This window comes from Parapedobacter lycopersici, from assembly GCF_024643285.1.
GTDB classification, from domain to species: Bacteria; Bacteroidota; Bacteroidia; order Sphingobacteriales; family Sphingobacteriaceae; genus Parapedobacter; species Parapedobacter lycopersici.
Genome location: NZ_JAMSLW010000008.1, coordinates 96,813 through 110,105, shown reverse-complemented (window position 1 = coordinate 110,105; position 13,293 = coordinate 96,813). Strand labels below are relative to the sequence as shown.

The window sequence follows — 13,293 nt, the reverse complement described above, 5'->3', positions numbered from 1 at the left end:
AATGTACTGCCGCCCTATTCCCTTCCTCCCAAGCGGGCTGCAAAGATATAGTTTTTCTATAAACCGTGCAAGTATTTTTAACTCGAAATACATAAGAATTTAACAATCCTGAGGCTGATCCGGCCAATCGGAGAACCTAACGGGTTACTGTCCAAATGAATACCCCGCTATCCCTTCGGCAAATCAATTTTGTCCATATCAATCCATGCTTCCTCAGCATCCAGTAAATACGACATGGGGTGCTCCGGATCCTTGATGATTTCAAACAATGTAAAGCCCCAGGGTTTCCAGAAATTCTCCAGCACCTGGCCAAATACCTTTACCTGCCATGGATCGAAAATCGGCTTCCTGCTCATATCCATCAGTGGCATGGGTTCGATGTAAATCCGCTCATCAGTTGGCAATACCGCATACTCGGGCAACCGGTTGAACAAGTAGGTCGAATAAAAATAACGGGCACAAAGTTCTTCAAACTGGATGGGGTGCAGGGAATGGGCACCTACTTTTTTGAGGTAATCACGATGGTAGTTATTATTCGTCCCATTGTCCTGCAAGCAAACAATAAGGCCAAAATCCTTCATCCGCAACGAAAAAACCAGTGTATTAATCTCGTCGCGGTAACTGAATGTGTCCTCCGGATTAGCCACGCGGGTCACCACCACGCTGAAAGGCAGTGCACCGTCAAACTGGATGGGCAGCCGTATCGACTGCAGCATGGTATGCAGACTTTTGAATTTATGCGCCAGTACCTGCGAAAAATTCATGACCTCCCCGCTCAGCTGCTGCTGGCGGATGCCAGACTGGATTTCATTGAATATAATTCCGTAAACCAGCTTCCCCGCCCACTGGAACAGCTGCAGCGGCTCCAGCTGCTTTACGGCCGCATAGCCTTCCGTAAACGCCGCCTCAATCTGCTCCTCCAGTTCATCCAGCCGGCCCGCGGTCGCCGCGGCACAGGGCAATTTTAACTGTTTGTAAGTGCTGATATGCTCGTCCAGTAATTTAAATGGTTTCTCTTCCAGTTCATATGCCCGCATCAGCCACATTGGGAACACCTGAATCTCCTCGTCTGCCGACTGCAGTTTCTCACCACTCAGAAAGCAGGTGCTGTGATCAAAACGGAATTCCTGGAACGGATCATATAAGGTAGTCATGGATTGCAATAACGTATAAAAATTAATCTAATGAAGGAAATGAAATGCCCTTGATTTTACGGTAAAGCTCTACCGCATATAAATCGGTCATTCCAGAAACAAAGTCGAGCACCGAACGGATCCGGGAATACGTATCCTGCTGCTGCGCCAGAAATTGCCGGGGCATCAGGGCCAGCAGCTTGGCTTCGTATTTCGACTGCTTCGGTTTTAAGTATGCCGGAACAAACTCATCGAGTAAACCATCCATCACCTTATATCCTGCCACCTCAATCTGCACCACCGCCGGCGCGTTGTATATTCTTTCGACTGAAATCCGCTCAATGGCCTGCATGGCATCCGTCAGGCCGGTGTCCACGGCGTCGATCAGCGGCTGAGTAAACTGCCCCCGTAAAATCGTATCCTGCTGCCGGACAAACACGGCTGCGCAGGCAGTGATCAGGGTATTGATTGCTTTTGCACGCAATAAACTTACCCGACTGTCAAAGTCCGCGAGTTTCTCCAGCCGGACCTTCAACGCGGGGTCATCGCACACCGGCAACAGCAGCTGCTCCACCTGTTCGTAAGATAAAATGCCCAACCGGTGTGCATCCTCAAGGTCAATAATGTTATAGCAGATGTCATCGGCCGCCTCCACCAGGTAAACCAACGGGTGGCGTTTATACGCCGCTTGTTCACCCGAATCGCCCAACAGTCCCGTTTCCAGGGCGATCTTTTCAAAAGCGGAACGTTCCGACTGGAAATAACCGTACTTTTTCCGGTGGTGGGACCGCTTGTCGTGTCCGTCAATGGCGGCGCATGGATATTTAATAATAGCAGCCAGCGTGCTGTAGGTAAGGGCGAACCCATGTTCGTCTTTGCCCGCGAACGGATGCGTCAGAATCCGCAGTGCATTGGCATTACCCTCAAAGTGGGTCAGGTCGGCCCATTCCGCCGGTGAAACCTGCCCTTCAAAAACGCGGCCTGCACCATCGGTAAAATAATTGGAGATGGCCGATTCGCCGGAATGCCCGAACGCCGGGTTTCCGAGGTCATGCGATAAACAGGCTGCCGATATGACATTCCCCACTTCCTGCAGATAAGGCAGCTCCCGGTCGATATCCGGGTGCTCCCTTTTCATCTCGTTGTAGAAAATCCGTCCCAGCGACCGCCCCACACTGGCAACTTCCAGGCTATGGGTAAGCCGGTTGTGTACAAATACGCTGCCGGGCAGGGGAAACACCTGGGTTTTGTTCTGCAGGCGACGAAACGGCGAAGAAAAAATCAGCCGGTCGTAATCCCGCTGAAATTCGGAACGCGCATCGTGTTGGTCGCCCATCACGCGGGATTCGTACCCCCACCGCTTAGCCGAAAGCAATTGCTGCCAGTTCATGATCATAGTCCGCAAAGGTAGCACATTATCACAAAGTGATGTAGCGGTAATGTAAACATCGGTTGCGGAGCCCCGTTTTTTATCGTACATTTAAACCTGGCTTTGGACAACACATAAATACCGCAATGGCTGCTCCCCTCCCCGACCTGGTACACCAGACGTATCGCTCCCTTTTCAGCGAGGACCCGCTGCTGGTCCGTTCGCCGGGACGTATTAACCTGATTGGTGAACATACCGATTACAATCAGGGCTGGGTACTCCCCGCGGCCATCGACAAGCAGATCGTTGCCGCAATCGGGAAACGGGATGACCAGCTTATCCAGCTGCATGCCCTCGACCAGGGCCAGACCTACAGCACAACGCTGCATGGCATCGAACGTTCCGGACTCCTGTGGCCGGATTATGTACTGGGTGTTGTGCAGCAGCTCATCCGGTCACAGTACCCCCTGCAGGGCTTCAACCTCGTCTTTGCCGGCGACATCCCCCAGGGTGCAGGCCTTTCCTCCTCCGCCGCCCTCGAATGCGCAACGGCATTCGCCCTTAATGAACTGTTTTCGCTGGACATCTCCAGACTGGATATGGCACTGGCAGCCCAGGCGGCCGAAAACGATTTCGTGGGTGTAAAGTGCGGGCTGATGGATCAATTTGCCAGCCTGTTCGGGCAGGAACGGCAGTTGATCAAACTGGATTGCGCGGATTTTTCCCATGAATACATTCCATTTAACCATCCAGACATACAACTCATCCTGTTTGACACCCGGGTAAAGCATTCACTGGCCTCATCGGCCTATAATGAACGGCGCGAACAGTGTGAGCGTGGCGTGGCGTTAATCCGGAAGCATCACCCCGCCGTGACGAGCCTGCGCGATGCGACGGCCGAACAGCTGAACCGTTATGTAAAACCGGTCAACGAAACCGTGTACCAGCGCTGCCTGTATGTCGTTTCGGAGATCCAGCGGGTACAGGACGGGTGCGACGACTTAAAAAAGAATGATTTGATGTCCTTTGGAAAGCGCATGTTCGAAACCCATGAAGGGCTCCGGCATCAATACGAAGTAAGCTGCCACGAACTGGACCTGTTGGTGGATCTCATGCAGGGTCGCGAAGCGGTCCTCGGTGCCCGCATGATGGGGGGCGGTTTCGGTGGCTGTACCATTAATATGGTAAAAGCCGGGGAAGTACCGGATGTCATTTATGCCATAACCCACACCTACAGGAGAAAGACCGGAAAAGAGCTGCAGGTTTACCTGGCCAGGCCTTCGGGAGGGACCACAGTGTTATCCTAATCAAGCGATAAGCCATGCTGCACAATCTGCTACCAAATGCCGTCGATTTCGACACCCGGATTGCCGGGAAAAACACACACCTGCTGATATTGAAAAATGACCGCGGGGTTACCGTGGCACTATCCGACTTCGGTGCCCGGATTGTGAGCCTGCTGGTACCCGACCGCGAGGGCCTGCTCACCGACGTGGTGCTTGGGTTTCCCACCATCAGGGGGTACATCGATGCAGCGGAACAGTACCACGGCGCTACCATCGGCCGCTTTGCCAACCGCATCGCAGACGGGAAATTCACCCTTGACGGCCAGACACATACCATTGGACCCAACCACGGACGCAACGTCCTGCACGGAGGTGAAAACGGGTTTCACCGGCAGGTATGGGACCGCCGGGTCAACTACCTGCAGCAGGCCGATTTTTATTATGTGTCGGCCAGCGGGGAAGCAGGCTTTCCGGGAAAGCTGGCCGTACGTGTCAAATACCGCCTTACCGACAACAATGAACTAATCATCAGCTACCGTGCGGAGACCACCGAGCCAACGGTTATCAACCTGACCAATCATGCCTTTTTCAACCTCAACGGAGAAGGCAATGGGGATGTACTTGGCCATATGGCACGGATCAATGCAGACCACTACCTGCCCGTGGACCAGGCCCAGGTCCCGACCGGGGCAGTGGCGTCTGTTGCCAACACACCGTTCGATTTCCGGAAGGCCAAAACGATCGGACGCGATATCGGACAACCCCATGACCAGCTGACACCCCATGGGGGGTACGACCATACCTATGTATTGAATACCGGTCCGGGGCCGTCCGCCGCCATCGTATCGCCTGACAGCGGTATCTGCCTCGAGGTATTCACAAATGAACCCGGACTGCAATTCTACACCGGCAATGCACTGGACGGAGCGGATGTCGGTAAACAGGGGAAACCTTATGGACAATACGGTGCGTTCTGCCTGGAGACCCAGCATTTCCCCGACTCACCCAACCAGCCGAAATTTCCCAGCACCCAGCTTTTGCCCGGCGAGACCTTCCAATCGGAAACAACGTATCGGTTTTCTGTGGTGAAGGCCATGGACCGGACGCTGGATTGGTAAACTATTGATAAAATAGTATATTGCCTATCCAATAAGCCCGATGAATTATGAAACGCAGAACCGAATCATCATCCGTTGATTTCGATTCGTTATTTGACCAATGGAATAAACGGGTGTATGCTTATGCGCTGAAAAAAACGAACTCCAGCTATCTTGCCGAGGAAACGGTGCAAAAAGCGTTCATAAAATTATGGCGGAACCTGCAACAGCCAAAACCTGAAATTGACATCGAAAGACAGTTATTCTGCATTGTCCGGACGACAATCATCGATCTCATCCGGACAGAAACCGCGCGGAAAAGACTGCGTACATCCCTCGTAATCCCAGCGCGTCAAACGGCCTCCCCGGAAGAATTACTTAACGCGAAGGAAATGTCCGGCTTGTTACAGGACGCCATCAACGCCCTGCCCGAAATGCGGCGCAAGGTCTTTATCATGAGCCGGTTTGAAAACCTCACACACAAAGAAATTGCAAGCCGGTTGCTCATTTCACCCAAAACTGCTGAAAACCATATTAATTTAGCCCTCAAGGCGCTAAGAAAATCACTTCTTTCCCTTTTATGCATTGTCATTGATTTTTTTTAGGCTGTTGGTTGGGGGATAACGTGTTTTCATCCGTATACCATACTGATGAAAATAACCAAAGACCACATCGAACGTTTCTTACAGCATCAGTGTACACCCGAAGAGGCCGCACACATTAGCCGCTACCTGCAACGGCACCCTGAAAAATTAGCGGAGTGGCTCCCCTTTGATGAATGGCAACACCTGGACGATACCGTACCCGATACCTATCCCGAGGAAAAGATCAAGCAAAAGCTCCTTCATGCCATTCATCAGCATGACAGCAAAAAACAGGTGCGCCGAAAGTTCCTGTATATGGCAGGCGCCAGCGCCGCTGCGATACTGATTTTCCTGGGAATGCTGTTGAATCGTCCCGATCGTGTAATAAAGGAAGCCGATTATGCTGTCGCAGAACCCATCCGTCTAACCACCGGTGCCGACACCATCGATAACGTCAATCCCGTGGTGTCCCACCCACCCATCAGTAATCTATACTACATCAACTCCGGTAATGAGCCCATGCGTCTCGAACCGGCTGACGGTTCGGTCATACTGCTCTATCCGCAGTCCGAAATACGGTTTCCAGAGCAGTTCACGGACGCCCCTAACCGGGTGTTCCGCCTGAAAGGCAAAGCCCGTTTTGAAGTTGCCAAAGATAAAACCAAACCTTTTATCGTTCACTCGTCGGGGTTAACGACGCAGGCACTGGGCACGGTTTTCCTGGTCGACGAACTGGTATCCTCCCATGCCACAAAGGTTTCGCTGATCGAGGGCAGCATCCGTGTCGAAGGCCGGCAAACTGCAACGAATAAGCCATTTACCAGTGTACTCAAACCCGAGGAAGAAATCGTGTTTAACCGAACCGAATTAAAAGTCCTTTCCGCAGTCAGAAAACCAGGGGAAAACACGAACATGGACCGGGGAGGATATTTTGAAGAAACCGCACAGGGCATTAGTTTTACCAACCTGGCCCTGCTGGATGTGTTTGCGATTTTACAGCAGAATTACAACATCCGGATTACCTACCGCGAATCCGATATCCGACAAAAATTCTATACGGGATCGTTTCCAAAAAGCACAGCCGTTTATATAAAGGTCATTAACGAAATCGAATACCTGCATCACATTGACGTTCAAATTGATGCGCCCGGCCGGTAAACCGGCTATATCATCAGCCAATCATTACACAACAAATAAACATAAATTATGAACCTTTTTTCACGTAACAAGTACCCAACCCATACCTGGTTGGTACCCTTATTGAAAGCCACGCGGGGAAAATGTTTCCTGGGACTCCTCATGGTCCTTACGCTCGCGCAGCAGCAAGTTTCTGCGCAAACCTCGGCCACGATAAGCGGCGTTGTCCGCGATGGTATGAACCGGCCAGTCCTGGCCGCCACCGTAACCTTGGAAAATGCAGCAACCGATTTAAAGCGGGTGACAACAACCGCGGATGATGGCACATTCGTCTTCGAAAAAATACCCGAGGGGCAGGGCTATACCATTACCGTAAGCTCTATCGGCTTCAAACCGAAGGTACTTGCCAATTACCGCATCGCCGCCAACGATAAGGTAGCCATCACCATATCGCTTGAAGCGGATGCTGCGGAACTGGACGAAGTAGTCGTTACCGCTTTGGGCATCAAACGGGGTAAAAAAGCACTGGGATATACCGTTGCCGATATCAAAGGAGAAGAACTCATGCAGGGAAAAGAGACGAATGTGGCCAACGCACTATCGGGCAAAGTTGCCGGCGTACGGGTCAGCCGCGCCGCCTCCGGTGCGGGAGGTTCAGCCAAAGTGGTGATCCGGGGCAACAATTCGCTCATCGGAAACAGCCAACCGCTTTACGTGGTGGATGGCGTACCAATTGACAACCAAAATCTTTCGCCGGCCAGTCAATGGGGCGGCACGGATTACGGCGATGGCATCGGCAACATCAATCCAGATGACATTGAAAGCATGTCCATATTAAAAGGGCCGAATGCCGCCGCGCTATACGGCCAACGCGGCAGCAACGGCGTCATCCTGATCACCACGAAGTCCGGAAGTGCGGGACGGACAAGCATTAACTACAATACAGACTATGCGATAGGCAACGCGTTGATCCTGCCGGATTTCCAGAACGAATACGGGCAGGGGCTCAATGGTACTTTTACCCATTTCCGCAAAGCGGATGGAAGCATCATTTCCATGGCCGAAGCCATCGCCGGAGGACTTGAGGGTATGCCCAAAATGAGTGCCGGTCGCGACCGTACCGCGCGCGCAAGCTGGGGTGCACGGATGGAGGGCCAGCCTTATGAGGATCAATACGGAAACATCCTAAATCTTACCCCGCAGCCCGACACATACGAATCATTCTTCCAGACTGAAAAGCAATTTATTAATAACCTCAGTGTAGATGGCGGTAACGATCGGCTGAACTATCGCTTCTCATATGCCAATACACATGTTAATGGTTACATCCCAACGAATACGCTAAACCGGAACAATTTCAGTTTACGTACCCAGGGCAAAATAACCGACAAGTTCCAGATCGATTTAAAAGCGAATTACATTATTCAAAACGCGGAAAATCGGCCGACCCTATCCGATGCAGCCGACAACCCGGCCTATTTACTGATCAGCCAGCCGCGGAGCCTGAGCAATGGCATCATGTCGCAATACAAATGGACCGCCGAAGAAGTGCAGCGGCAGCTCGGTTTTTCCAATGTGTTCGAAGGGCTTGAGAAAACATATGCGACAAACAGTTCAACCGCCAACCCGTACTGGACCGTGAACGAGAACCACAACGAGGATAGACGGGATCGCCTCATCGGGCTATTACGCCTTTCGTATACATTTGCGCCCTGGCTTACGGTAACGGCGACAGGAGGCACCGATTTTTATACGGACCAGCGGTTCCGCTACCGGCCCATCGGCACCTACCAAAGCCTGAACCGACAGGGCGATATCCGGGAAGAGATTATCCGTTCCCGCGAAAACAACTACGATATCCTTGCCACATCCAATTTCGAGGTGTCCGACGACATAAAACTGAACTTCAACGTCGGCGGCAGCCACCAGAGCCGTTTCCTTCGGCTAACCGGAAATACGGGGAACCAGTTTATTGTACCCTCGTTATTCGTGATCAATAACACGACAACCAACTCGTACCTGTTCAATTTAATTGAATCGCAGATCAATTCAGCTTACCTTTCCGGGCAGTTCAGCTACCGGGATTACTGGTTTGTTGATTTCTCCGCAAGAAACGACTGGTCATCCACCCTTTCGAAGGACAACAACTCCTTTTTCTACCCTTCAGTAAGCACCAGCCTCGTCCTGTCGGATGCCTTCAAATGGCAATCGGATGTATTATCTTATTTAAAAATCCGCGGATCGTGGGCCCAGGCCGGAAGCTCGGGCAACCCCTATCAGTTAACCGGAACATATAGCTTAAGTCAGTATACACACGGTGGGGTGCCCATGGCATCCTATACCGAGATCATACCCGACCCCAATTTAAAAAATGAACTGACAACCTCTGTTGAAGTAGGGGCCGACGTAAACTTCCTGCGGAACCGCCTGGCCCTGTCCTTCACCTATTACGAGGCAAATACGAAAAACCAGATCCTTGACGTACCGATTTCACCCTCAAGTCTGTTCGTCCGCAACCGCATCAACGCCGGTGAAATCAGCAATAAAGGATTTGAATTTATGCTGAGCGCTACCCCCATCCGGACGGAATCAGGTTTTGAGTGGAATACGGTGTTCAACTTTAACCGGAACCGGAATAAGGTAGAATCATTGTATCCGGGAGTAGAGACATTCCTGCTGGCAACCGACAGGGGTATTAATGTGGTCGCCGAAGTGGGCAAACCATTTGGACAGCTGATCGGAACGCAGTTTGCCTGGATCAAGGACGAAGCGGGCAACCGGCTTATCGATCCGGATACCGGGCTCCCGTTACGCACAACCGGCCGTGTGGAAACCGATCTGGGTAATGCACAGCCGGACTGGCTCGGCGGTTTCGGCAATACCTTCAGGTATAAAGGATTCAGCCTCTATGCATTGGTGGATATCCGCCAGGGCGGGGTCATCTTTTCCCAGTCTAACCGCGAACAGATAATCTACGGCACGACAAACAGGACACTTCCGGGGCGCGACGGCACGTATGTGGCCGACGGATATGTTGCCAGTCAGGACGGTTCGGGGCAATGGGTAAACAGCGGTGTAAAAAACAGTAAGCCGGTTGCGGCGCAGGACTACTGGAACATGGTAGCCAGCGACAAAGAGGTGATGGTATCCGAGGAGATGATCAACGACATGAGTTACATCGCCATGCGCGAAATAAACCTCACTTATCAATTGCCCGCGAGGCTGTTGCCGAATAAGGTTGTTAAATCCGCCAAATTGGGGGTTTATGGAAGAAACCTGTTTTATTTCCAGCGCAAAACAGATGGCTTTTCTCCCGAAGGGGCGGCTTTCAATGTCGATAATTCGTCTATCGGTATCGAATCTACCTCGCTACCCATGATGCGCAATTTCGGCGTTAACTTATCCGTAGGATTTTAAGATTACAAATTATGAAAACGTGTTTTTTAACCAAGCTTATCTATATCGGGGTGATCGCCGGCGTTATATCGTCGTGCACAAAGGATTTCGAAAGGATCAATACACCGCCAACGTCCGTCACCGCCGTTGATCCGGGATTGTTATTCTCCCGCATACTGCGCGATGGCACATTCCAGGAATCCGGTGAAGTGCCGAACAACAAATTCGGTTCATGGATTCAGCATTGGGCCGGAGGGCCGGTAGTGCCTGTTTCCCGCTATTTCGAAGGGCCGGAAAACCTGATCTGGTCACAGCACTATGTATTACTGCGCAACATCATCCAGATCAGGGAAGAACTCGCCGGTTTGGAAAATGAACCCGCCGGCCGCAGCAAACTGGCTATTGCATCCATCTATGAAGTGTATCTTTACCAGCGGCTGACCGATCTATTCGGCGACATTCCCTTCTCGGAAGTCACCCGGTCCCACACGGAAATCAACCGTACACCGAAGTTTGATCCGCAGGAAGCCATTTATCCGGCGTTGATTGATCGCCTGAATGCGGCACTGGCCAGCCTGACCGTAGGCGACCAGTCGTATGGCTCATCCGACTTTTTTTACGACGGCGATATTGATAAATGGAAAAAATTCGGCAATTCGCTTAAGCTTCGGCTGGGGATGCGTATCCGCTATGCCAATCCGGAACTGGCACAACAGACCGTTGAGGAGGCGATGGGGTCCGACTACGGGCTTTTGGCTTCCAACGAGGATAATGCAGCCATACCTACATTTAACGATGCCCAGGCGGAAAACCAGAATCCCATCCTCCGCCAGTCGATAACCGGCAGCTCGGATCTCAGGTACCTGGCCAATACGTTAATTGACCAGTTGAAGGCTTATGATGATCCCCGCCTGCCCTTACTGGCCGAGCCGGTAACCATCAACGGCAATCAGGTATACCAGGGCATCGGCGTCGCATTAACCGATGATCAGCTTTCCCAGCTGATCCGGGCAAACTATTCCACACCGAATACCGACACCTGGTTCAGTCGGACCTTTCCGCCGATTCCGAGCTATGCCATGACTTATTCAGATATCTGTTTCTATAAGGCGGAGGCTGCGCTGTTAGGATGGGGCGCCACCGAAGCTGATGCCCATGCTTTTTTTATAGAAGGGGTAAAAGCCGCTTTTGCGGTACCGCCTTATAACCTCTCCGCTATTCCGGCTGATTACGAGGCGGGGGTACTCGGCTTTGCCGGACTGACCAGCGAGCAGAAAATGGAAAAAATTGCCATTCAGAAGTGGATACACCTCTTCGGCCGAAACATGGAAGCATTTGCCGAGTGGCGCCGCACCGGTTACCCCAGGCTTACCCCCGGGCCAAATCCGGGTTCCACCAATGGCGAAATCCCCCGGAGAGGAATCTATTCCGCAGAAGAGGCCGAGCTGAATTCAGCTAACTATGCAGCGGCGGTGAGCAGGCTTTCCGATGGGGACTCCTTTTTATCGCGGGTATGGTGGGATAAAAACTGATTAAAAAATGAAAAGCCCTGAAACGGGGAGGATCAGGGCTTTTCTAACTAACCAATTATAAACCTAAATATGATACGGATAAATGATCAAATTGCATGCCTTAATTCACGCTGAAATGTTAAGACATGTTAAAAAATCAAGGCCGCTCCGTTACATTTCAAGGGCAATAACCCGGTCCGTACGGAGCTGTTCGATGAAATAGTCGTCGTGTGACACCACGATCAGGGTTCCCTGGTAGGCGTTAATAGCGGAAACCAGTATCTCTACGCTTTGGATATCCAGGTTATTGGTGGGCTCGTCCAGCACGATGATATCGGGTGAAAGCTGCTGAATGGTCAGACAGCAGAGCGTCAGCCGCATTTTTTCCCCGCCGCTTAATGCACTACAGGGTTTATTCCAGTCCTCCTCCGGAAAAAGCAACCGGCTAAGCCTTGTTTTTATTTCATGCTCCTGCAGCGCTCCGGTATTAAACCGCTGTGCCTGTTCGTATACACTCAGCCGGTTGTCAATCAGGGAGTAATCCTGATCGACATATACCGTATGGCCGGTTGCCCGGTAAACGATTCCGGATGCCGGCTCCAGATCACCGAGGACCAGCTTAATTAGTGTCGTTTTGCCCGAACCGTTCGCTCCTTTCAGCACAACCCGTTCGCCGCTGGCCAGCTGAAATGTCATGGGGGTGGCCCAGAGCGGAACATCGCAATACCTGACATTCACGTCCTCGGCGGCAAACAGCCGCTTGCCCCGGTGCAATGCCGAGCCGTCGAACCCAATCTTCATCTTATCGGTATCGGACACCGTTGCCCGCAGCTCGTGGAGTTCCTGCGAAAGGTTTCCGATTTTTTCGGCATGCACACCCTTGATTTTCGCCGTGCTGCTTTCGGCGTGGTTGCGCAGGGTGTTCATCATGATCCGGGCAACGCCCGCCTTTTCATGCTTCTGCTTTCCGCGGGCATCCAGTTTCTGCTGCCGCTCCAACGTTTCCCGCTCCTTTTCCTTCGCTTTCCGCAGGGCTTTTTCCCTGTTCCTGATGTCCTGGTTCAGCGCTTCGCTGGCCAGCTGTTTCTGCTCGGCGTAGGCGTCGTAATTTCCACCGTACACCGTAACCCCGTTCCGGTGCAATTCCATTACCGTATCCAGCAGATTCAGTAATTTACGGTCGTGACTGACCACCAGCAGGGTGCTCGACGTATTGCGGATAAAGTCATATAACAACCGCCTTCCGTCCATATCCAGGTGGTTGCTCGGCTCATCCAATAAGATAAGCTGTGGCCGGTGGATGAAAATCCCCGCGAGGAAAACCCGCGTTTTCTGGCCGCCGCTCAACGTTTCCATTTTTCCGGCGAGGTCAAGCCGGCCCAGCTGCCAATGCTGCAGGGCCTCCGCGCAACGCTCCTCGATCGTCCAGTCGTCGTCCAGCAGTTCCAGGTTCGCTTCTGTTACGTTGCCATTGAGGATTTCGTTCAGGGCATTCCACTTGTCGGCGATACCCAGGGACTGGGCAACGGTCAGCTCATTGTACTGCCCGAATACCTGCGGCATATAATACAACGGCCCGCCCCGGTCCAGCTGGCCGCCGGCGGGCTGCAGTTCACCGGCAATGATTTTGAGCAGGGTCGACTTGCCGCAGCCATTATTGCCAATGAGGGCGACTTTCTCGCGTTGATTTATCGAAAGGCTGATGTCATCAAACAGCAGCGTTTTATCGGGATGTAAATAGGTAATGTGTTGTAATGTAAGCATAATTTCTTTCCAGTGA

General features: G+C 52.0%; 9 protein-coding genes. 6 read left to right on the top strand and 3 right to left on the bottom strand.

Annotated elements, in window-relative coordinates:
• Nucleotides 1-167: 167 nt before the first annotated feature.
• Together NEV57_RS15530 and NEV57_RS15525 are read right to left on the bottom strand one after the other, a co-directional pair.
• Nucleotides 168-1,154 (bottom strand): hypothetical protein, encoded by a 987-nt coding sequence (locus tag NEV57_RS15530; protein WP_257659266.1) that lies wholly within the window; start codon nucleotides 1,152-1,154, stop codon nucleotides 168-170.
• Nucleotides 1,155-1,176: 22 nt separating this feature from the next.
• Nucleotides 1,177-2,523: a deoxyguanosinetriphosphate triphosphohydrolase gene (locus NEV57_RS15525; protein WP_257659269.1), complete on the bottom strand. Its 1,347-nt coding sequence runs from the start codon at nucleotides 2,521-2,523 to the stop codon at nucleotides 1,177-1,179.
• 125 nt (nucleotides 2,524-2,648) lie between these two features.
• On the opposite strand from NEV57_RS15525, the gene galK reads away from it, so the two are divergent.
• Genes galK through NEV57_RS15495 form a run of 6 tightly spaced genes read left to right on the top strand, consistent with a single transcriptional unit; the run spans nucleotide 2,649 to nucleotide 11,534 of the window.
• Complete coding sequence (galK, locus tag NEV57_RS15520; protein ID WP_257659265.1) at nucleotides 2,649-3,809, top strand: galactokinase; 1,161 nt, start codon at nucleotides 2,649-2,651, stop codon at nucleotides 3,807-3,809.
• A 14-nt stretch (nucleotides 3,810-3,823) separates the two neighbouring features.
• Nucleotides 3,824-4,906 carry an aldose epimerase family protein gene (locus NEV57_RS15515; protein ID WP_257659264.1) on the top strand — a complete coding sequence of 361 codons (1,083 nt, stop codon included), beginning with the start codon at nucleotides 3,824-3,826 and terminating at the stop codon, nucleotides 4,904-4,906.
• Nucleotides 4,907-4,953: 47 nt separating this feature from the next.
• The gene (locus NEV57_RS15510) at nucleotides 4,954-5,490 is read left to right on the top strand and encodes an RNA polymerase sigma-70 factor (protein WP_257659263.1); all 537 of its coding nucleotides are present in this window, start codon (nucleotides 4,954-4,956) and stop codon (nucleotides 5,488-5,490) included.
• 45 nt (nucleotides 5,491-5,535) lie between these two features.
• On the top strand, nucleotides 5,536-6,627 hold the full coding sequence (locus tag NEV57_RS15505; protein ID WP_257659262.1) for a FecR family protein: 1,092 nt from the start codon (nucleotides 5,536-5,538) through the stop codon (nucleotides 6,625-6,627).
• A 48-nt stretch (nucleotides 6,628-6,675) separates the two neighbouring features.
• The gene (locus NEV57_RS15500; RefSeq protein WP_257659261.1) at nucleotides 6,676-10,023 is read left to right on the top strand and encodes a SusC/RagA family TonB-linked outer membrane protein; all 3,348 of its coding nucleotides are present in this window, start codon (nucleotides 6,676-6,678) and stop codon (nucleotides 10,021-10,023) included.
• Between the two features lie 11 nt (nucleotides 10,024-10,034).
• The gene (locus NEV57_RS15495) at nucleotides 10,035-11,534 is read left to right on the top strand and encodes a SusD/RagB family nutrient-binding outer membrane lipoprotein (protein ID WP_257659260.1); all 1,500 of its coding nucleotides are present in this window, start codon (nucleotides 10,035-10,037) and stop codon (nucleotides 11,532-11,534) included.
• A 150-nt stretch (nucleotides 11,535-11,684) separates the two neighbouring features.
• Here the strand turns inward: NEV57_RS15495 and abc-f are convergent, their stop codons facing one another.
• A complete protein-coding gene (gene abc-f / locus NEV57_RS15490) occupies nucleotides 11,685-13,277 on the bottom strand; it encodes a ribosomal protection-like ABC-F family protein (RefSeq protein ID WP_257659259.1) in 1,593 nt (530 codons plus the stop codon).
• Between the last annotated feature and the right edge of the window lie 16 nt (nucleotides 13,278-13,293).

Coding starts and splice junctions, on each gene's coding strand:
- NEV57_RS15510 (WP_257659263.1), top strand. CDS start 4,954: ATGAAACGCAGAACCGAATCATCATCCGTTGATTTCGATTCGTTATTT.
- NEV57_RS15495 (WP_257659260.1), top strand. CDS start 10,035: ATGAAAACGTGTTTTTTAACCAAGCTTATCTATATCGGGGTGATCGCC.
- NEV57_RS15515 (WP_257659264.1), top strand. CDS start 3,824: ATGCTGCACAATCTGCTACCAAATGCCGTCGATTTCGACACCCGGATT.
- NEV57_RS15525 (WP_257659269.1), bottom strand. CDS start 2,523: ATGAACTGGCAGCAATTGCTTTCGGCTAAGCGGTGGGGGTACGAATCC.
- NEV57_RS15500 (WP_257659261.1), top strand. CDS start 6,676: ATGAACCTTTTTTCACGTAACAAGTACCCAACCCATACCTGGTTGGTA.
- abc-f (WP_257659259.1), bottom strand. CDS start 13,277: ATGCTTACATTACAACACATTACCTATTTACATCCCGATAAAACGCTG.
- galK (WP_257659265.1), top strand. CDS start 2,649: ATGGCTGCTCCCCTCCCCGACCTGGTACACCAGACGTATCGCTCCCTT.
- NEV57_RS15505 (WP_257659262.1), top strand. CDS start 5,536: ATGAAAATAACCAAAGACCACATCGAACGTTTCTTACAGCATCAGTGT.
- NEV57_RS15530 (WP_257659266.1), bottom strand. CDS start 1,154: ATGACTACCTTATATGATCCGTTCCAGGAATTCCGTTTTGATCACAGC.